At 55.1% G+C, this 19,346-nt stretch carries 17 protein-coding genes; 4 read left to right on the top strand and 13 right to left on the bottom strand.

Annotation, left to right across the window (positions count from 1 at the left end):
• Positions 1-248 precede the first annotated feature (248 nt).
• Positions 249-1,661 carry a chitoporin ChiP gene (gene chiP / locus SIK69_RS15435; protein ID WP_319629095.1) on the top strand — a complete coding sequence of 471 codons (1,413 nt, stop codon included), beginning with the start codon at positions 249-251 and terminating at the stop codon, positions 1,659-1,661.
• A gap of 47 nt (positions 1,662-1,708) precedes the next feature.
• The gene (locus tag SIK69_RS15430) at positions 1,709-2,047 is read left to right on the top strand and encodes a ChiQ/YbfN family lipoprotein (RefSeq protein WP_319629096.1); all 339 of its coding nucleotides are present in this window, start codon (positions 1,709-1,711) and stop codon (positions 2,045-2,047) included.
• 95 nt (positions 2,048-2,142) lie between these two features.
• On the opposite strand, the gene fur is transcribed toward SIK69_RS15430, so the two are convergent.
• From fur to ybfF, 4 genes are all read right to left on the bottom strand, one after another.
• Positions 2,143-2,595 (bottom strand): ferric iron uptake transcriptional regulator, encoded by a 453-nt coding sequence (gene fur / locus SIK69_RS15425; protein WP_319629097.1) that lies wholly within the window; start codon positions 2,593-2,595, stop codon positions 2,143-2,145.
• Positions 2,596-2,921: 326 nt separating this feature from the next.
• On the bottom strand, positions 2,922-3,452 hold the full coding sequence (gene fldA, locus SIK69_RS15420; RefSeq protein WP_319629098.1) for a flavodoxin FldA: 531 nt from the start codon (positions 3,450-3,452) through the stop codon (positions 2,922-2,924).
• A gap of 148 nt (positions 3,453-3,600) precedes the next feature.
• Positions 3,601-3,894 (bottom strand): LexA regulated protein, encoded by a 294-nt coding sequence (ybfE, locus tag SIK69_RS15415; protein ID WP_319629099.1) that lies wholly within the window; start codon positions 3,892-3,894, stop codon positions 3,601-3,603.
• A 131-nt stretch (positions 3,895-4,025) separates the two neighbouring features.
• Positions 4,026-4,790 carry an esterase gene (gene ybfF, locus SIK69_RS15410; RefSeq protein WP_319786476.1) on the bottom strand — a complete coding sequence of 255 codons (765 nt, stop codon included), beginning with the start codon at positions 4,788-4,790 and terminating at the stop codon, positions 4,026-4,028.
• A 173-nt stretch (positions 4,791-4,963) separates the two neighbouring features.
• On the opposite strand from ybfF, the gene seqA reads away from it, so the two are divergent.
• Both seqA and pgm read left to right on the top strand, forming a co-directional pair.
• Positions 4,964-5,515 (top strand): replication initiation negative regulator SeqA, encoded by a 552-nt coding sequence (gene seqA, locus SIK69_RS15405; RefSeq protein ID WP_319786475.1) that lies wholly within the window; start codon positions 4,964-4,966, stop codon positions 5,513-5,515.
• Positions 5,516-5,534: 19 nt separating this feature from the next.
• On the top strand, positions 5,535-7,175 hold the full coding sequence (gene pgm / locus SIK69_RS15400) for a phosphoglucomutase (alpha-D-glucose-1,6-bisphosphate-dependent) (RefSeq protein WP_319629102.1): 1,641 nt from the start codon (positions 5,535-5,537) through the stop codon (positions 7,173-7,175).
• Positions 7,176-7,284: 109 nt separating this feature from the next.
• Here the strand turns inward: pgm and potE are convergent, their stop codons facing one another.
• The 9 genes from potE to kdpF all read right to left on the bottom strand — a co-directional run bounded on the left by potE (position 7,285) and on the right by kdpF (position 19,142).
• A complete protein-coding gene (potE, locus tag SIK69_RS15395; protein ID WP_319629103.1) occupies positions 7,285-8,598 on the bottom strand; it encodes a putrescine-ornithine antiporter in 1,314 nt (437 codons plus the stop codon).
• Positions 8,595-10,793, bottom strand: coding sequence for an ornithine decarboxylase SpeF (gene speF, locus SIK69_RS15390; protein ID WP_319629104.1), 2,199 nt, complete (start codon positions 10,791-10,793; stop codon positions 8,595-8,597). The genes potE and speF overlap by 4 nt, the downstream gene beginning before the upstream one ends.
• 216 nt (positions 10,794-11,009) lie before the next feature.
• Complete coding sequence (gene speFL, locus SIK69_RS15385) at positions 11,010-11,114, bottom strand: leader peptide SpeFL (RefSeq protein WP_116480921.1); 105 nt, start codon at positions 11,112-11,114, stop codon at positions 11,010-11,012.
• Positions 11,115-11,345: 231 nt separating this feature from the next.
• On the bottom strand, positions 11,346-12,023 hold the full coding sequence (kdpE, locus tag SIK69_RS15380) for a two-component system response regulator KdpE (RefSeq protein WP_319786474.1): 678 nt from the start codon (positions 12,021-12,023) through the stop codon (positions 11,346-11,348).
• Positions 12,020-14,707, bottom strand: a complete 2,688-nt coding sequence (gene kdpD, locus SIK69_RS15375) for a two-component system sensor histidine kinase KdpD (RefSeq protein WP_319786473.1) — start codon at positions 14,705-14,707, stop codon at positions 12,020-12,022. Before kdpD ends, kdpE begins: the two co-directional genes overlap by 4 nt.
• Before the next feature lie 9 nt (positions 14,708-14,716).
• Positions 14,717-15,292 carry a potassium-transporting ATPase subunit KdpC gene (kdpC, locus tag SIK69_RS15370; protein WP_319786472.1) on the bottom strand — a complete coding sequence of 192 codons (576 nt, stop codon included), beginning with the start codon at positions 15,290-15,292 and terminating at the stop codon, positions 14,717-14,719.
• Between the two features lie 12 nt (positions 15,293-15,304).
• Complete coding sequence (kdpB, locus tag SIK69_RS15365) at positions 15,305-17,353, bottom strand: potassium-transporting ATPase subunit KdpB (RefSeq protein ID WP_319786471.1); 2,049 nt, start codon at positions 17,351-17,353, stop codon at positions 15,305-15,307.
• Positions 17,354-17,373: 20 nt separating this feature from the next.
• On the bottom strand, positions 17,374-19,053 hold the full coding sequence (gene kdpA / locus SIK69_RS15360; protein WP_319786470.1) for a potassium-transporting ATPase subunit KdpA: 1,680 nt from the start codon (positions 19,051-19,053) through the stop codon (positions 17,374-17,376).
• The gene (gene kdpF, locus SIK69_RS15355; RefSeq protein WP_110510103.1) at positions 19,053-19,142 is read right to left on the bottom strand and encodes a K(+)-transporting ATPase subunit F; all 90 of its coding nucleotides are present in this window, start codon (positions 19,140-19,142) and stop codon (positions 19,053-19,055) included. Before kdpF ends, kdpA begins: the two co-directional genes overlap by 1 nt.
• Positions 19,143-19,346 lie beyond the last annotated feature (204 nt).

Here is a 19,346-nt window from a genome sequence, read left to right as displayed (position 1 = left end):
CCCAGCCTAATGCACCTTCTGGTATTTCCTTTCAAAAAGCAACTTTGTAACAAAACGCAATCAAATATGTGCGCCCTGTCATAATCTTGTGCTTTCGTGCGGAAAAAGGATTGATAATTCGCGTCGCGAAAAATAGTCTACCGACATAGCGTTAGGACATTTCTGCCTCGCTACTTTTTTGCAGTACTTATTTTTTATCGCTGTTCACCTTTGTGAGCGCGTTTTTAAAAGTCAAAGAGGATATACACATGCGTACGTTCAGTGGCAAACGTAGTACGCTGGCGCTGGCTATTGCCGGGGTCACCGCAATGTCGGGCTGGATTGCAGTTCCGCAAGCCAGTGCAGCAGGATTCGTAGACGATTCAACCTTAACCGGCGGTGTTTATTACTGGCAGCGTGAACGTGACCGTAAAGACGTCACCGACGGCGACAAATACAAAACTAACCTTTCCCATTCCACCTGGAACGCCAACCTCGACTTCCAGTCTGGCTATGCCGCCGATTTTATCGGCCTTGATATTGCTGCTTTCACCGCTATCGAAATGGCGGAATCATCAGAAAGCGGACACCCAAACGAAATTGCGTTCTCATCCATTAATAAAGGCTACGACGAAGATTACTCTGGCGATAAGAGTGGTATCAGCCTTTATAAAGCCGCCGCGAAATTCAAACTGGGTCCGACCTGGGCGCGTGCAGGTTATATTCAGCCAACCGGGCAAACGCTTTTAGCGCCGCACTGGAGCTTTATGCCAGGTACCTATCAAGGGGCAGAAGCCGGGGCAAACTTTGATTACGGTGATGCTGGTGCGTTGAGCTTCTCCTATATGTGGACCAACGAATATAAGGCTCCATGGCACCTCGAAACAGACCATTTCTATCAGAACGATAAGAAAACCAAAGTTGAGTATCTGCACTCCATTGGTGCCAAGTATGATTTCAAAAATGACCTGGTGCTCGAAGCCGCATTTGGTCAGGCAGAAGGCTTTATGGATCAGTACTTCGCCAAAGCCAGCTACAAATTTGATGTTGCCGGCGCGCCACTCTCAACCAGCTACCAATTCTATGGGGCGCGTGACACCGTTGAGAGCAACACCATTAACGATATTTACGACGGCACCGCGTGGTTACAGGCACTGACCTTCGGCTATAAAGTGGCTGACGTAGTTGACCTGCGCCTGGAAGGGACGTGGGTAAAAGCAGAAGGCCAGCAGGGTTACTTCCTCCAGCGTATGACCCCGACCTATGCTTCTTCCAACGGTCGTCTGGATATCTGGTGGGATAACCGCTCAGACTTCAACGCCAACGGCGAAAAAGCGGTGTTCTTCGGTGCGATGTATGACCTGAAAAATTGGGATATGCCAGGCTGGGCCGTCGGCGCATCTTACGTGTATGCCTGGGATGCCAAACCGGCGGACTGGTATATCAACAGCGCAGGTCAGCGTGAAGACAACGCCTCGAACAAAATCAAAGAGTCTTCTTACAGCTTTGATGCGATGTACACCGTGCAGGAAGGCCGTGCGAAAGGCACGCTGTTCAAACTGCACTTCACTCAATACGACAACCACTCCGACATCCCAAGCTGGGGCGGCGGTTATGGCAACATCTTCCAGGATGAGCGTGACGTGAAGTTCATCGTTATTGCCCCGTTCACTATCTTCTGACACGCGTGCGGCAGGGTAAACCTGCCGCGCATTGATAAGGCCGTATCATGAAAAAATTGATTCTTATCGCCGTTATGGCTTCCGGGCTGGTGGCCTGTGCGCAGCCATCTCCTGCACCACAAGAAGACAGCAAGCTGAAAGATGCCTACAGCGCCTGTATCAATACCGCTGAAGGAAATCCGGATAAAATTGAAGCCTGCCAGAGCGTGCTCAACGTACTGAAAACTGACAAGACTCATCAGCAGTTTGCGACTCAGGAAAGTGTACGCGTTCTGGATTACCAGAATTGTATTCTGGCGACGCGTACCGGCAACGATCAGGCAGTCAAAGCCCGTTGTGATCAGGTGTGGAAAGAGATTCGCAGTAACAATACGCCTAAGCCGTAACCCTCGACGGTTGGCGCTATTGCCCCAACGTTATGCCAAAAATGCCAATAAAAAAGCCAACCGTCAGGTTGGCTTTTACTTTTCTGGATGTCCGATTATTTCTCGGCACCATCATGTGCGTGCTCATCTTCACGGCAGTCACCTTCTGCGCAATGGCCATAAAGATACAGACTGTGGTTGGTCAGACGAATGCCGTGTCTGGTGGCAATTTCGCGCTGACGCGCTTCGATAGAGTCATCACTGAATTCGATAACCTTGCCACAGTCGAGGCAGATCAGGTGATCGTGGTGATGCTGTTGGGTCAATTCGAAAACAGATTTACCGCCTTCGAAATTGTGGCGGGTGACAATCCCGGCATCGTCGAACTGGTTCAGAACGCGATACACCGTTGCCAGACCAATTTCTTCGCCCATGTCGATGAGGCGTTTATAAAGGTCTTCCGCACTGACATGGTGATTGTCAGGCTCCTGAAGCACTTCCAGAATTTTCAATCGAGGAAGCGTGACTTTCAGGCCTGCCTTCTTTAATGCGGTATTGTTGTCAGTCATGCGGAATCAGTCCTGTTGCTAGGCGATACACTTCCTTATTGGAAGTATTACTAAGAATGAATTCAGGATAATGCGTCTCATTATAGGACTGCGGTGCCTAAATGAAAACTGCAAACCCTGAGCAAAGTATGCTTTTCAGAAACGAGGCATCATCTGCAAAGCGAAACATCCGACCTCGTCAAAACAGAAGACATTGTACAGATATGTGCTCAAAAGTTAAAAATTTGTAGCGATTAATTTGATTGCTTATATCTATTAATTTTACGCAACCTATCGATCTGTTCATCAATCACACGGCGCAACGCGAGCGCTGCGCCGTTACATCATCAGGCGTTCTTGATCTCTTCCAGGTGCAGCTCTTCAGAGATTTGTTTTACCCACTTCTGAACGCGTTCAGCGGTCAGTTCAGGCTGGCGATCTTCATCAATGGCCAGACCAACAAAATGGTTGTCATCGGCCAGACCTTTAGAGGCTTCGAAATGGTAGCCTTCGGTTGGCCAGTGACCGACGATGGTCGCGCCGCGTGGTTCGATGATGTCGCGGATGGTGCCCAGCGCATCACAGAAATACTCTGCGTAGTCTTCCTGATCGCCACAGCCGAACAGGGCCACCAGTTTGCCGTTGAAGTCTACCTCTTCCAGCGTTGGGAAGAAGTCGTCCCAGTCACACTGTGCTTCACCGTAGTACCAGGTTGGGATACCCAGCAGCAGAATGTCGAAACCTTCGAGGTCTTCTTTACTGCTCTTGGCAATGTCATGCACCTCGGCAACGTCTTTGCCCAGCTGCTTCTGGATCATCTTCGCAATATTTTCGGTGTTACCGGTGTCGCTGCCGAAAAAAATACCTGTGATTGCCATGAGTAAAATAACCTCTTGAAACGTAATGAAATGATGGTGGAATGTTGCCCACAGATAAAGGCAATGATAGCAGGAGGAGAAGTGCGCGGGAACTGCAATTGCGCCGGACTGCACTCACTGCTAAATGAAAGTGAAAGATTTCGTGTTTTCAGTCACGTTCCTGGCCGTGTAACACAGCCAGCTGTTGCATCAGTATCTCTTCGATAAGCTCGCTGCGGCTCATGTTTCTGGCATCCGCCAGCTCATTGAGCGCGTCGACGGCATCGTTATTGAGCTTAAGCTCAACGCGTTTGAGACCGTTGCTTTTGTCGCGTTTCAGCTGATTACGCTTATTAATGCGTAACTGTTCGTCGCGTGAGAGCGGATTGGTTTTCGGCCTTCCCGGGCGACGCTCGTTTGCGAACAAATCTAATGTCGTTCGGTCCGTTTGTTCTTTTGCCATGATTCAGAGTGACTTCGGGGAAACAAGCCGCCAGACGACAGGCCCGGCGCAGATAGCGCGCAATCATACATGAGCGAAACCCACACGCCAACGCCGGGAGCCACAATGGCGCTTGCTTGCTCGGATTTTAATCATTCCGCCAGATAGCGACGGATAGCGCGGAGTACTGCTTCCGGTTTTTCAGCATGAACCCAGTGTCCGGCTCCGGCAATCACGTGCGCTCGCGCCTGTGGGAACTGCGATAACAGGGCGTCGCGGTACGCGTTGGTGACATAAGGCGAGTTGCCGCCAGCAATAAACAGGGCAGGGTGGTCCCATGCGGGAATCGTTTCCCAACCGACGATGTGCGGGTACTGATCCCATAACGTGGGCACGTTGAAGCGCCATTCACCGTCGACAAAAGATTTCAGCAGGAACTGAATCACGCCTTCTTCATTAATATGCTGGCGCATAACCTCTGCCGCTTGCTGACGGTTTGAGACAGCGGCTTCGGTCACCGCGTTGATGGCCGCAAAGATTTCATCGTGACGACGCACCTGATAATTCACCGGGGCAATATCGATTGCCACCAGTTTTCCGACGCGTTCTGGTGCCAGGGCGGTAAACGCCATCACCGCTTTCCCGCCCATGGAATGACCGATCAACGTGGCTTTCTCAATACCATTGGCATCAAGCGTGTCGAGAAGATCCTGCGCCATCGCCGGATAGGTCATTTCCGCGGATCGCGGGGAAAGACCGTGGTTACGCATATCGACTTGCAGAATATCGTGGTCGGCAACCAGATCTCTCGCGAGGATCCCGAGGTTATCCAGGCTACCGAAAAGGCCGTGAACCAGGACGATGGGAGAATTAGTGTGCAGGTTTTGTGCAGTTTGCGCTCGGCTGTTTAATTTCATGGCAAAGTTCTTTTTTTCGCTACGTCGGGTTAGGGTATCATGTTGAGCATTCTGCCGCCCGGCTGCAACACTCAGTAGTCGTCTGAGTTTTTGCCGACACGCTATCCGCTGTTGGGTTTTGTCCTTATAATCCCAACGACTTGTATTCAGAAAAGATATCTCACTGGATTAAGATGAAAACGATCGAAGTTGATGACGAACTCTACGGCTTTATTGCCAGCCACACTAAGCACATTGGCGAGAGCGCATCCGACATTTTACGGCGTATGCTGAAAATTTCTGCCGTACCACAAGCTGCAGCAACCGTAGCCAAAGAGACCCCGGCACCTGCTTCTGCACCGGTCGTCGCTGCGGTCAAAAAAGTCGCTTCGCCGAAAGATAACGTTCGCGCGGTGCGTGAGCTGTTGCTTTCTGACGAATACGCTGAGCAGAAGAAAGCGGTCAACCGTTTCCTGCTGGTGCTGACTACACTTTACGGCTTAAACAATAAAGCATTTGCTGAGGCTACTGAGTCACTGCATGGCCGCACGCGCGTCTATTTCGCGGTTGATGAAGCGACGTTGCTGAAAAACGGCAATCAGACCAAGCCTAAGCAAGTGCCTGATACCCCGTACTGGGTGATAACGAATACCAATACCGGTCGTAAATGCAGCATGGTCGAACACATCATGCAGTCAATGCAGTTCCCCGCGGAATTAATTGAAAAGGTTTGCGGCACTATCTAAGCATAAGAAGGACCAGGCAATGGCAACTCATAACCGTGCGGGTCAGCCTGCACAACAGAGTGATTTGATCAACGTCGCCCAGCTGACGTCTCAGTACTACGTGCTGAAACCAGAAGTGGGTAACGCAGAACACGCGGTGAAATTCGGCACTTCCGGTCACCGTGGAAGCGCCGCCCGTCATAGCTTTAACGAACCGCATATCCTGGCTATCGCCCAGGCCATTGCGGAAAATCGTGCCAAAAATGGTATCACCGGGCCGTGCTACGTCGGGAAGGATACCCACGCGCTGTCAGAACCGGCGATCATTTCGGTACTGGAAGTGCTGGCCGCTAATGGCGTGGACGTCATTGTTCAGGAAGACAACGGCTATACGCCAACGCCTGCCATTTCCAACGCTATCCTGGTTCACAACCAAAAAGGGGGAGCGCAGGCTGACGGCATCGTCATCACCCCTTCGCACAACCCGCCGGATGATGGCGGTATCAAGTACAATCCGCCAAACGGTGGCCCGGCGGATACCAACGTGACCAAAGTGGTCGAAGACCGTGCTAACGCGCTGCTGGCCGATGGCCTGAAAGGCGTCAAGCGTCTGTCTGTGGATGAAGCCTGGGCGTCGGGTCATATTAAAGAACAGGATCTGGTGCAGCCGTTCATTGAAGGCCTGGCGGATATCGTTGATATCAAAGCCATCCAGAAAGCGGGTCTGAAGCTGGGCGTTGATCCGTTGGGCGGCTCCGGGATTGAATACTGGAAACGCATTGCCGAGTTCTACAAACTTGATCTGACTATCGTGAACGATCACGTCGATCAGACCTTCCGCTTTATGCACCTCGATAAAGACGGTGCGATCCGCATGGATTGCTCTTCCGAATGTGCGATGGCGGGCCTGCTGGCACTGCGTGATAAGTTCGACCTGGCGTTTGCCAATGATCCGGATTACGACCGTCACGGGATCGTCACTCCGGCAGGACTCATGAACCCAAATCATTACCTGGCAGTTGCCATCAATTACCTGTTCCAGCATCGTCCGCAGTGGGGCAAAGACGTGGCCGTGGGTAAAACCCTGGTCTCTTCGGCGATGATTGACCGTGTGGTTGAGGCCCTGGGCCGCAAACTGGTTGAAGTGCCGGTTGGCTTCAAATGGTTCGTTGACGGTCTGTTCGACGGCAGCTTCGGCTTTGGCGGGGAAGAGAGCGCCGGGGCATCGTTCCTGCGTTTTGACGGCACGCCGTGGTCTACCGACAAAGACGGGATCATCATGTGTCTGCTGGCGGCAGAAATTACTGCGGTAACCGGAAAAAATCCGCAGCAGCACTATGACGAACTGGCCGAGCGTTTTGGTGCGCCGAGCTACAACCGTCTGCAGGCTGCGGCCACCTCGGCGCAGAAAGCAGCGCTGTCCAAACTCTCTCCGGAGATGGTTAGTGCAGATACCCTGGCGGGGGACCCGATCACCGCGCGTCTGACTGCCGCACCGGGCAACGGTGCCTCCATCGGCGGTCTGAAAGTGATGACCAAAAATGGCTGGTTTGCCGCGCGTCCATCCGGTACGGAAGATGCGTACAAAATCTACTGTGAAAGCTTCCTCGGTGCCGAGCACCGTCAGTTGATTGAGAAAGAAGCGGTAGAAATTGTGAGTGAAGTGCTGAAAAACGCGTAGTGTTTGGTAGGCCCGGCAAGCAAAGCGCCGCCGGGAAAAAGCGCTCTCGCACAGGGCGAGGCAGCAAACACAAAAAACGGTAACCTTCGGGTTACCGTTTTGCGTTGACTTAACTGTGTTTATTCTTCAGCTCAAATCGCGGAGAGACAAGTCCGTAAAGCGTCCAGCCCATAAAGGTGACAATCGCCCCCCAGAGCATCGCTTCTTCACCTGACGAATATAGCGCATAGAAGCTGTACATCGCCCCGATAAAGGCTACCACATTGGCCGCCTTCGCTTTACCCGGTGCCACGTTCGCCACTTTCTGAATGATCACCAGCGCCGCCATCGACAGAATATACGGAATGATGTTGGTGACCACCGCCAAATTGACCAGCACGTTAAACTGATTATTCAGCGAGGGGCTAATGGTCATCAGCGACAGCCCGGACTGGATGACAACAATGGTCAACATGCCCTGAACCGGCGCATCTGCCCGGGATAAACGGGAAAACACTTTCGGGAAGTACCCTTCGTCCGCCGAAGATTTAAACACCTGCGCGATAGTAAACTGCCAGCCCAGCAGCGACCCGCAGCACGACATCACCATCAGGCCCATGATCACTTTCCCAACTTCCGGGGTGAACATCTGCGCAAAGGCCAGACCAAACGGTGCGGTGGAACTGGCCAGGTCGATGTTTGGCACAATCCCGGCGATGACGTTAGTCGAGACAATGTAAATCACCGCCGCGCCTAAGGTGCCGCCGAGTACCGCAATCGGTACGTTGCGTTCCGGATTTTCCACCACGTCGGTATTGGCGCAGGCGGATTCCAGACCGAGGAATGCCCACAGCGTCATAGCGATAGACGACCCCACCGCGCTAAAGAACGGCACGTGGTGCGGGTTCCAGGATTCAACGTACATCGTCGGGCTGAACCAGAACCAGCCGATGATGCACAAGCCGACGACCGGGATGATTACCCCCCAGACGGTGACGCTGCTGATCTGGCCGGTGATACGCGCCCCGCCAAAGTTGGCAATGGTACAGAGCCACAGCACGCCGATGGTCGCCAGCCCAATTTCTATCGGGCTAAGCGTGACGCCGAACAACTCAGTGCCATAACCCACCGCCGAAATGGCGATCGCCACGTTGGCAATCAGCAGCGACACGCCGTAGGTATAGTTGGCCATGAAGTTGCCCGACTTCCCAAAGGCATACTCGGCGTAACCGCCCATCCCGCCAGATTTACGGCTGAACATCCCGCATTTGGCGAAGGCCCATGCCAGGGCGGTGGATCCGACGGCGGTCACCAGCCACGAGATAATCGAAATGGTGCCCACTTCCGCGAGCTTGGTCGGCAGCATGATTATCCCGGAGCCCATCATATTGACCATCGTCAGAATGGTGAGCTGGACCACGCCCATCTTGTTCGATTTACTCATAATGCACTCCCTTTCAGCTGTGGCTGCTGGGCGTCACGGGAGGCTATCACGTAACACCACACCTGCTTGCGACCCTCGACTTCCTGGATGTATACGCCCTGTAGCTCCGGCGCAAAACCAGGCAGCAGATTGATGCCTTCTTCGAGGGCGGTGAAATAGCGCAGCACGGCACCGCTCCAGATTTCCCCCGGCACCACGCACAATACTCCCGGTGGATAGGGCAGAGCGCCTTCCGCAGCAATCCGACCTTCGGCCTGCGGGAGCGCCACCAGTTCAACCTCGCCGCGCAGATAGGCGTAGTTAGCCTCCTGCGGATTCAGGCTGACCTGCGGGAAATGTGCCTTACGGAACATCTCTTTTTGCAGCTGCTTCACATCATGACGGGCATAAAGCTGGTGCATTTCAAGGCACAGCTGGCGCAGGGTGTACCCGGCATAGCGATGCTCATACTGGCGATACAGCGCCGGTAAGACCTCCTGCAACGGGGCATCCGCCTCCAGCAGTTTTTCGAAACGCACCAGCAGGGCGACCAACTGTTGCAGCTTCGCCATGTCTTCTGCCGGGGTCAGCAGGAACAGAATTGAGTTGAGATCGCACTTCTCAGGGATGACGCCATTTTCACGCAGGAAGTTGGCGAGAATGGTCGCCGGTACACCAAAATCATCGTATTCACCGCTGGCGGCGTTAATCCCCGGCGTGGTCAGCAGCAGCTTGCACGGATCGACAAAATACTGATGCTCAGCATAGCCTTCAAACGCATGCCAGCGTTCGCCCGGCACGAAATGGAAGAAACGCAAATCACGGGCAATCTGCTCGGTAGGCCATGAGTGCCACGGCTTGCCGTTGATAACCGGCGGCACAAACGGGCGGATATGCTGACAGTTCTCGAGGATGAGCTTGCGCGCGTCGATACCGTTCGCCACGCAGTCCATCCACATATTGCGCCCACTCACGCCCTCATGCATTTTGGCATTGACGTCCAGGGCGGCAAACAGTGGATAAAACGGGCTGGTGGAGGCGTGCATCATAAACGCATTGTTCAGGCGTTTATGCGGCACATAGCGCGACTGCCCCTTGATGTGACTGTCTTTCTTGTGGATTTGTGAGGTTTGTGAGAAGCCTGCCTGCTGTTTATGCACCGACTGGGTGACCAAAATACCGGGGTCATTTTCATTCAGTTCCAGCAGCAACGGCGAGCAATCGGCCATCATCGGAATGAACTGCTCGTAGCCGACCCACGCAGAATCAAACAGAATGTAATCGCACAGATGACCTATCTTATCCACCACCTGACGGGCGTTATAAATGGTGCCGTCGTAGGTGCCTAACTGGATCACCGCCAGACGAAACGGGCGCGCATCGCGGGCACGCTGGGGGGCCACTTCGCTGATCAGCTCCCGCAGATAACGCTCTTCAAAGCAGTGCGCATCAATCCCGCCGATAAAGCCGTACGGGTTGCGTGCCGTTTCCAGATACACCGGGGTGGCTCCGGCCTGAAGCAGCGCCCCGTGGTGGTTAGATTTGTGATTGTTACGGTCAAACAACACCAGGTCGCCCGGGGTCAGCAGGGCATTCAGCACCACTTTATTCGATGACGAGGTACCGTTGAGTACGAAATACGTTTTATCGGCATTAAAGACTTTAGCCGCGTGTTGCTGGGCGATGCAGGGCGCACCTTCGTGGATCAGCAGGTCGCCCATTGCCACATCGGCATTGCATAAATCTGAGCGGAACAGCGTTTCGCCGAAGTATTCAACAAACTGGTTACCGGCTGGATGACGGCGGAAGAACTCACCGCCCTGATGGCCCGGGCAGTCGAATGCGCTATTGCCCTGCTGGACGTAATCCACCAATGCGCGGAAGAACGGTGGACGCAGCTGCGTTTCGTATTTATATGCAGCGGCTTCCAGCTGACGGCCATAGAATTCATTACGTGTTTCGTCATGTTCAAACACGCCATGAATACGCGACAGATAATCTGCTGGCACGATTTCATCTTTATTAATGGCGATAAACACCGGCAGGTTATAACCGGTAGCATCTATTTCATCGAGTTTTCCGGCCTCGACATCCGCAACCGATAATACTGCGGCGGCGACATCAATAAATTGTGTGTACTGTGTATTAATAATCGTGCGTGCGCTGGTAAAACAATCAGGGCAGGAAGGGCTAACGGCAATTTTTAATTCTGACATTTTTCATCTCTTTAAATTCAGGTAATAGCAGGCCCTCAATTTCCATTCAGGGAAATTGATCGTTTCGGGAAAAAGGCAATCGTTAGTCGCTGATAATAAAATCAGGACATTGCTTTTTTCAGTGGGTTTTCAGGACGAGCGCAGGACGCTACAGGCAGCAGCCTGTACGTTCAGAAGCAGGAAAGACCTGTATGCTGAGCGCCCGACGTCAGAAGACTATCGGGCGTTAAAGAAGTGAAAATCGAAGCTATTGCGGTGGGCAAACATCATGATATGTGTTGTTCGCCTGATATGGGGCATTATTCGGTTATTGTTTTCCATAATATAAACCTTCATGAATGTGTGAAAGCGCAGGTATTTTATCTGGAAATAGCAACTGTTCTGTGAAGGCGATCAACAATAAACGATTGATTGAGAAATATCGCATCGGCATGAGAGTATTTCACGAGATTTAATGCTGAATTGTTGTTTTAATGTGAATGAATTGTGTTTCTTTATTATTTAAGTGAAACGTGTATGCCAAAATATTATGGCATACGCCACCCTGAGGGATTAAAGCATAAACCGATAGCCGATCCCGGTTTCGGTTAACAGATGCTGAGGACGGGCCGGATCGGTTTCCAGCTTCTGCCGTAAGTGGCCCATATAAATGCGCAGATAGTGGCTGTGTTCGACGGCGTTCGGTCCCCAGACCTGGCTTAATAGCTGACGCTGGGTCAACACTTTGCCGTGGTTATTGAGCAGCACCGCCAGCAGACGAAATTCAATTGGCGTCAGATGAATGACCTCCGCACCGCGCTGAATGCGGTGGCTGGCAAGATCGACCTGAATATCGGAGAACGTAAACACTGGCTGATGTTGTTCGCCATTTCCATGACGGCGCAGGGCGACGCGTAAACGCGCCTGGAGCTCACCAATGCCAAACGGCTTGCTGAGATAGTCATCGGCACCGGCATCCAGGGCGGTGATTTTGTCCGTTTCCTCTGCGCGGGCTGAGAGCACAATCACCGGCACCTGGCTCCACTGTCGGAAGTCACGGATGAACTCAATGCCATCGCCGTCCGGCAGGCCGAGGTCGAGAATAACCAAATCCGGTTTGCGGGTAGCCGCTTCCAACAACCCACGCTGTAGCGTTTCGGCTTCATACACGCGGAAACCGTCGCCTTCCAGCGCGCTACGCAGAAAGCGACGAATAGCTTGTTCATCTTCAACGATCAATACGTTAATCACAGTTCCTCAGGAAGTTCATCCAGTTGTGGGGGGGCTTCCAGCGGCAGAGTCACGACAAAACAGGCCCCGCCCTGGGGACGATTATGCGCCCGCAGTTCCCCGCCGTGAACCTCTACAATCGCCTGGCAAATGGCTAACCCCAGTCCGACGCCAGGAATGGCCGACTCTTTATGCCCTCTGGAGAATTTAGCAAAGATTGCCTGCTCCTGACCAGCAGGGATACCGGGGCCGGAATCCCACACCTCAAGCTGGAGCTGGTCCGGCTGATGTTCGGCAGTAATACCGATGGTGGCGCTGGAGCCTGCGTATTTGACGGCGTTTTCCAGCAGGTTGATCAGCACCCGTTCAAACAGCGGGCCATCAACGTGGATGAGCGTCAGCGGATCCCCCAGCGCCAGCTGAATATGCCGCCCGCCGAGCCCCATTTCCAGCGTGCGAATGGCGCTGCCGACCACTTCTTCCAGGGTCAGCCACTCTTTGCGCAGGTTAAAGCCGCCGGACTGGATCCGCGCCATATCCAGCAGGTTGTTCACCAGCCGGGTGGTGTTCAGCACGTGCTGGCGAATTTCATTGGCCTGCGGGGCGTGCTTTGATCCTTCGCTCGCCAGATCGAGCGTCAGAATTTCTGCTTGACCAAACAGCACCGTCAGCGGGGTGCGTAAATCGTGGGAAAGGGCGGCCAACAGGGAGTTGCGAATACTTTCTCGCTCGCTTGCCAGCCTTGATAGTTCTTCGCTGGTGGTCAGGGCCAGACGTTCAAGGGCGCTGGAGACCAACAGGGTGCAGGTTTCCAGCAGCCGCTGCTGTTCCGGAATCATCAGTTGGCGCAAATTACCCGGCTCAACCACCACCACCCCGTGGGTTTTTTCTGCTGTTTTCAGCGGCAAAATCAGATACGGCACGCCGGGCAGGGTATCTGTGCCTGCGCCCGCAGGTTGGCCTTTGTCATAGCTCCAGCGGGCAATGGCATCATCCCACGGCGTAATGTCATTCCCGTCGGTCAGGCCGTGGAGATACCCTTCGGCATCCGGCAGCAGCACCTGGCTACGTGCATGGAAGGTGGAGTGAATGAACTGCTCACTGGTGCGGGCGATTTCCTGCTGTGTCCGGCCGGTGGCCAGCGCTTTGGACATCTCATACAAATGACGGGTGCGCTGTTCCCGATAGCGGGCCACGCGGGCCTGATAGCGTACCCCGGCGGTGAGATTACCGATAACCAGTCCGACGGTTAACATCACCCCGAACGTCAGGACGTACTGCACATCCGATACCGCGAGCGTGCCGCGCGGGGCAATAAAGAATAAATCAAAACTGATGACGTTGATGACGGTCGCCAGCACCGACGGCCAGCGCCCGTAAAACAGGGCTACAATCACCACGCCCAGCAGATAGAGCATCACCAGGTTGGCGGCATCAAAGGCCATTAGAAAATGGCTGGCAAACATCGTAATAAAGGCGCACAGCGCCACCGCCACAATGCAGCCGCGCAGCTGCACCCGCCAGCGATCTAACCACGGGCGGGCATCGGCATTACGCGCGGTGCTGCTGACGGGGGTCTCTTCCAGAGCGACAATCAGTAAATCGAGGTCGGGTGCGCGACGGGCGAGCCGATCGGCGAAGGATTCGCGGCTCCACCAGCGGCGCTGGCTGCGACGACCGATCATAATTTTGCCGAGGTTGTGCTCACGGGCGTAGCGCAGAATGGCTTTATCTTCAGCCGGATCGGACAGGGTGGCGGTTTCCGCCCCCAGCTCCTGGGCCAGACGCAGGGCGCTGAGGATGTTGCGGCGCTGCGACTCCGGTAACCGGTGCAGCCCGGGGGTTTCGACATAGACCGCATGCCAGGCCGTACCGAACTTGGCGGCCAGACGGGCGGCGGTGCGTACCATTTTTTCGTTGCCGCCGCTGTGACCCACGCAGAGCAAAATGGCATCGCGCGTATGCCAGACCTTTTCTTCGCCCTGTCTGTCACGCCAGGCGCGCATCTGATCATCAACCCGGTCGGCGGTGCGGCGCAGGGCCAGTTCACGCAGGGCGATTAAATTACCTTTGCGGAAAAAGTGCTCGATGGCGCGTTCGGCCTGTGGGCCGATATACACTTTGCCTTCATGCAGGCGCTGGCGCAGATCGTCCGGTGGCAGGTCGACCAGCACCACTTCATCCGCCGAATCAAAGAACGGATCCGGCACGGTTTCACGCACTTTGATCCCGGTGACGCCGCTAACCACATCGTTCAGGCTTTCCAGATGCTGAACGTTGACGGTGGTAAAGACGTCGATCCCGGCTTCGAGCAGCTCGTCGACATCCTGCCAGCGTTTGGGATGACGTGATCCTGGGGCGTTGGTGTGCGCCAGTTCGTCCATCAGGATCAGCGCCGGACGGCGGGCGAGGGCGGCATCAAGGTCAAATTCTTCTACCTGACGACCGCGATAATGCATGCGCTTGCGCGGCTGGGTTGCCAGCCCGATAAGCTGGGCGGCGGTTTCCTGGCGACCATGGGTTTCCACCACCCCGACCAGAATATCGAGCCCCTGCGCCCGTAAACGCTGTGCCTCGCTGAGCATGGCGTAGGTTTTCCCCACCCCCGCACAGGCACCAAAAAAGACTTTCAGTTTACCGCGATGCCAGCCGGAGGTTTGCTCCAGCAGACGGTCGGGGTCAGGACGAAAGGGCTCGTCGGTCATGCTTAATCCTTACGGTTTTTTCAGGGCATCCAGCGCCATGTTCAGTTCAACAATATTGACCACTGGCTGGCCGATAAAGCTGACCAGCGGAAGCTGCGTGTGCGCGGCGACCAGTTTAGCCACCGCTTCAACCGGCAGCTGTCGGGCGTTCGCCACCCGGGGAATTTGCCATGCCACGGACGGCGGCGTCAGGCTGTAATCGAGGCCGCTGGCAGAGGTGGTGACCAGTTCCACAGGTACTGTTGCGTCAGCCTGCGGATTATCCGCACGCAGTTGCGCCACCCGGGCGGCCACTTCTTTATCCAGCTCAGGATTACTGCCTGCCAGATTGCTGCCGCCCGATGCCTCTGGATTATAGGGGCTATTGGCGGTGGCGGAAGGGCGGCCATGAAAATATCCCGGCGTCGAAAACTGCTGACCAATCAGCTGGGAACCACGCAGTTGGTTATCGACGGTTATCAACGAGCCGTTGGCCTGGTCGGTAAACCACCATTGCCCCAGGGCGGTGGTCAGCAGCGGATACGCGCCCCCGGTCACCAGCGTTAAAAAAATAAGCACCACAAAAGCAGGGCGTAACGTCGCCATTTTGATTTCCTCTTACACCAGACCAAACAGGGTCAACAACAGGTCGATAATTTTAATGCCGACGAACGGCACCAGCAGGCCACCCAGGCCGTACACCCACAGATTACGGCGCAGCATTGCCGCCGCCGACAGCGGCTTGTAGCTCACGCCTCGCAGCGCCAGCGGGATCAGGAACACGATGATCAGCGCGTTAAAGATGACCGCGCTCAAAATGGCGGAGGCGGGGGAGTGCAGGTGCATCACGTTCAGCGCGTTGAGCTGTGGGTAAGTGGCGGCAAATGCGGCCGGAATAATGGCGAAGTACTTCGCCACATCGTTGGCAATACTGAAGGTGGTCAGCGAACCTCGGGTCATCAGCATTTGTTTGCCGATGTGGACCACTTCAATCAGCTTGGTCGGGTTGGAATCGAGGTCAACCATGTTGCCCGCTTCCTTCGCCGCCTGGGTCCCGGAGTTCATCGCCACCGCAACGTCAGCCTGCGCCAGGGCGGGCGCATCGTTGGTGCCGTCACCGGTCATCGCCACCAGTCGGCCTTCCGCCTGGTACTGACGAATCAGTGCCAGTTTGGCTTCCGGCGTGGCTTCGGCAAGGAAATCATCGACGCCCGCTTCGGCGGCAATCGCCGCAGCCGTCAGGCGGTTATCGCCGGTGATCATCACCGTTTTGATCCCCATTTTACGCAGCTGGGCGAAGCGCTCTTTGATCCCGCCTTTGACGATATCTTTTAGCGCGATTACCCCCAGCACCGTTGCACCTTCAACCACCACCAGCGGGGTACCACCCTGACGGGCTACGCCTTCGACCAGCGTATCGACCTGTGGCGGGAAGTGACCGTTGTTGGCTTCCACGTGACGGCGAATCGCATCCACCGAACCTTTGCGAATCAATCGGTCCTGAATATTGATCCCACTCATGCGCGTCTGCGCGGTAAACGGCACGAAGGTGGCGTGCAGCTCTTGCACGTCGCGCACCCGCAGGTTGAAGCGCTGTTTCGCCAGAATCACGATACTGCGGCCTTCCGGTGTTTCATCTGCCAGCGAGGCCAGCTGCGCGGCGTCGGCCAGCGTTTTTTCATCAACGCCCGGGGCGGGCAGGAACTCAGAGGCCTGACGGTTACCGAGAGTGATGGTGCCGGTTTTATCCAGCAGCAGAACGTCTACGTCACCCGCCGCTTCAACCGCCCGGCCGCTGGTGGCAATCACGTTAGCACTCAACATCCGGCTCATCCCGGCCACGCCAATGGCAGACAGCAGACCGCCGATGGTAGTCGGGATCAGGCACACCAGCAGTGCCACCAGCACCGTGACGCTGACCGCCGTGCCGCCATAGACTGAGAAAGGCCACAGGGTGGCAGTCGCCAACAGGAAGACGATAGTCAGCGCCACCAGCAGAATGGTCAGGGCGATTTCGTTCGGTGTTTTACGACGCTGCGCACCTTCCACCATGGCGATCATTCGGTCGAGGAACGTTTCCCCTGGGTTGACGCTGCAACGAATAACCAGCCAGTCAGAGAGAATACGCGTCCCGCCGGTGACTGACGCGAAATCGCCGCCGGACTCGCGGATGACCGGCGCGGATTCGCCGGTGATGGCGCTTTCATCAACCGATGCACCGCCTTCGATAACCTCTCCGTCGCACGGGATAATATCTCCGGCTTCCACCAGCACGAAATCGCCCTTGCGGAGTTCATCCGCCGGAACGTGATCGAGTTGTGCCTCATGCTGCGGCGCACGAAGTTTGCGGGCAAAAGAGGTTTTCTGGATCCCTTTCAGGCTGTTGGCCTGGGCCTTGCTGCGGCCCTCGGCCAGTGCTTCGGCGACGTTCGCGAACAGCACGGTAAACCACAGCCATACGCTGATGGCGGCGGTGAAACCGGCACTGCCCGACAGATGTCCGGTCGCCATCGCCACGGCGAGCAGGGTGGTGAGCACGCTCCCCAGCCAGACGATAAACATCACCGGGTTATGCCATTGCACGGCTGGACTCAGTTTTTTGACGGCATCGATGAGAGCTTGTCGAACCAGAGCGGGTTCGAAAATTGCCGTTTGCTTACGACTCATAAAACGTGTCTCCAGCGGTCTTATAACGAAGAGAGATGTTCAGCCACCGGGCCTAACGCCAGGGCGGGGATAAAGGTCAGTGCGCCAACTAAAATCACGGTGCCAATCAACAAACCAACAAACAGCGGGCCGAAGGTAGGCAGCGTCCCGGGGCTGGCGGGCTGGATTTTTTTGCTGACCAGTGAGCCCGCAATCGCCAGCACCGGAACGATCACCCCGAAGCGACCGACGAACATGCAGAACGCCAGCAGACAGTTCCAGAACGGACTATTGGCACTGAGGCCCGCAAAGGCACTACCGTTGTTGTTGGCGGCAGACGACACGGCGTACAACACTTCGCTGAAGCCGTGGATGCCCGGGTTAGACATCCCGGCGCGACCGGCTTCGGTCATCATCGCCAGCGCAGTGCCGAGCAGCACCAGTGCCGGAGTGACCAGAATCGCCAGCGCGGTCAATTTCATTTCACGCACGTCGATTTTTTTACCGAGGTATTCCGGGGTACGGCCAATCATCAGCCCGGCGATAAACACCGCCAGCAGCACAAACAGCAGCATCCCGTACAGGCCGGAACCCACGCCACCGAACACTACCTCGCCAATCTGCATCAGCCACATTGGCACCATGCCGCCGAGCGCGGTAAAGGAGTCGTGCATGGCGTTCACCGCTCCGCAGGAAGCGGCCGTGGTTATCACCGCGAACAGGCTGCTTTGCAGAATGCCAAAACGGCTCTCTTTACCTTCCATGTTGATGGCGCTGTCAGCCCCAAGTTTCAGGAAGTGCGGGTTGCCGTTAAGTTCGGCCCACATCACTACTGCGACGCAAACCACGAAAATCACCGACATCGCCCAAAGAATGGCGCGGCCCTGACGACGATCGTTGACTGCCTCACCGAAGGCAAAACACAGTGCGGCAGGGATCAGGAAAATCGCCAGCATTTGCACTGCGTTGGTCAGTGCGGTCGGGTTTTCAAACGGATGGCTGGAGTTGGCATTAAAGAAGCCGCCGCCATTAGTGCCGAGCATTTTGATGGCTTCCTGTGACGCCACTGGTCCCATCGGTAGCAGGCCCTTCGCGCCTTCAAGCGAGGTGAAGTGCTGGTAAGGCAGAAAGTTTTGTAGCGTGCCTTGCTGGATGAGAAACAGGGCAATCAGCAGCGACAGCGGCAGCAGAACCCATAAGGTAACGCGCACGATATCCATCCACGCGTTGCCCAGAGTATCCGAGCTGCGGCGGCTGAAACCGCGGATCAACGCGAATACCACGGCAATACCGGTTGCCGCTGAGAGGAAGTTTTGCACCGCCAGTCCGGCCATCTGGTTGAAATAGCTCAGCGTGCTTTCACCGCTGTAGGCCTGCCAGTTGGTGTTAGTGACGAAACTCACCGCGGTATTCATGGCCAGATCCCAGGACAGCCCTGGAAGCTGCTGCGGGTTGAGCGGCAGGAAGCCCTGCATCATCAGCATCGCAAACAGCAGTACGCCGCCGAAAAAATTGAGCGACAGGATAGCCAGCAGATATTGCCGCCAGTTCATCTCCTGGGTAGAAACGCCCAGGACGCGCCAGAGTCCTTTCTCCAGCCTGACGGTTCCCGGAAGTGGGGTATTGGCGATAAGCCGTGCCAGCACGGAGCCCAAAGGCCGGGCCAGCACCAGCAGGACCAGTAAAAAAATGGCGATCAGTAAAAACCCTTGCGCTGCCATCAGAAGGCCTCCGCATTAATCAGGGCGTAAACCAGATAGCCCAATAACAGGAAAACCAGCACGATGCCGGTTAGCACGCCTGCACTCACAGTCCACCTCCAGGTGTTTGATTGTCTGCAGCAAAGGTAGGTTTTTCGGTGCAAAGATTTCGCAAAAAACGCAGGGCGGGGTGTAAAAAAAGTATAAAAATGGCAAAAGCCATTAATTAACTAATGGTTAGTATTAATTTAACTTTTGTGTAACTTAATTACGCCAGGATGGGTTAAAAGCACAAAATAACCCAAAAAAAGTGG

Source organism: Scandinavium lactucae (assembly GCF_033843265.1).
Lineage (GTDB): Bacteria > Pseudomonadota > Gammaproteobacteria > Enterobacterales > Enterobacteriaceae > Scandinavium > Scandinavium lactucae.
The sequence above is the reverse complement of the archived record's forward strand: the minus strand, read 5'-3'. Positions and strand labels throughout refer to the sequence as shown.

What these genes read in the sequence shown, in the direction of transcription:
- SIK69_RS15430 (WP_319629096.1), top strand. Translation starts at nt 1,709, where the DNA reads ATGAAAAAATTGATTCTTATCGCCGTTATGGCTTCCGGGCTGGTGGCC.
- kdpB (WP_319786471.1), bottom strand. Translation starts at nt 17,353, where the DNA reads ATGAGTCGTAAGCAAACGGCAATTTTCGAACCCGCTCTGGTTCGACAA.
- kdpD (WP_319786473.1), bottom strand. Translation starts at nt 14,707, where the DNA reads ATGACCGACGAGCCCTTTCGTCCTGACCCCGACCGTCTGCTGGAGCAA.
- kdpC (WP_319786472.1), bottom strand. Translation starts at nt 15,292, where the DNA reads ATGGCGACGTTACGCCCTGCTTTTGTGGTGCTTATTTTTTTAACGCTG.
- kdpA (WP_319786470.1), bottom strand. Translation starts at nt 19,053, where the DNA reads ATGGCAGCGCAAGGGTTTTTACTGATCGCCATTTTTTTACTGGTCCTG.
- speFL (WP_116480921.1), bottom strand. Translation starts at nt 11,114, where the DNA reads ATGGAAAACAATAACCGAATAATGCCCCATATCAGGCGAACAACACAT.
- pgm (WP_319629102.1), top strand. Translation starts at nt 5,535, where the DNA reads ATGGCAACTCATAACCGTGCGGGTCAGCCTGCACAACAGAGTGATTTG.
- chiP (WP_319629095.1), top strand. Translation starts at nt 249, where the DNA reads ATGCGTACGTTCAGTGGCAAACGTAGTACGCTGGCGCTGGCTATTGCC.
- ybfF (WP_319786476.1), bottom strand. Translation starts at nt 4,790, where the DNA reads ATGAAATTAAACAGCCGAGCGCAAACTGCACAAAACCTGCACACTAAT.
- potE (WP_319629103.1), bottom strand. Translation starts at nt 8,598, where the DNA reads ATGAGTAAATCGAACAAGATGGGCGTGGTCCAGCTCACCATTCTGACG.
- fldA (WP_319629098.1), bottom strand. Translation starts at nt 3,452, where the DNA reads ATGGCAATCACAGGTATTTTTTTCGGCAGCGACACCGGTAACACCGAA.
- ybfE (WP_319629099.1), bottom strand. Translation starts at nt 3,894, where the DNA reads ATGGCAAAAGAACAAACGGACCGAACGACATTAGATTTGTTCGCAAAC.
- speF (WP_319629104.1), bottom strand. Translation starts at nt 10,793, where the DNA reads ATGTCAGAATTAAAAATTGCCGTTAGCCCTTCCTGCCCTGATTGTTTT.
- fur (WP_319629097.1), bottom strand. Translation starts at nt 2,595, where the DNA reads ATGACTGACAACAATACCGCATTAAAGAAGGCAGGCCTGAAAGTCACG.
- seqA (WP_319786475.1), top strand. Translation starts at nt 4,964, where the DNA reads ATGAAAACGATCGAAGTTGATGACGAACTCTACGGCTTTATTGCCAGC.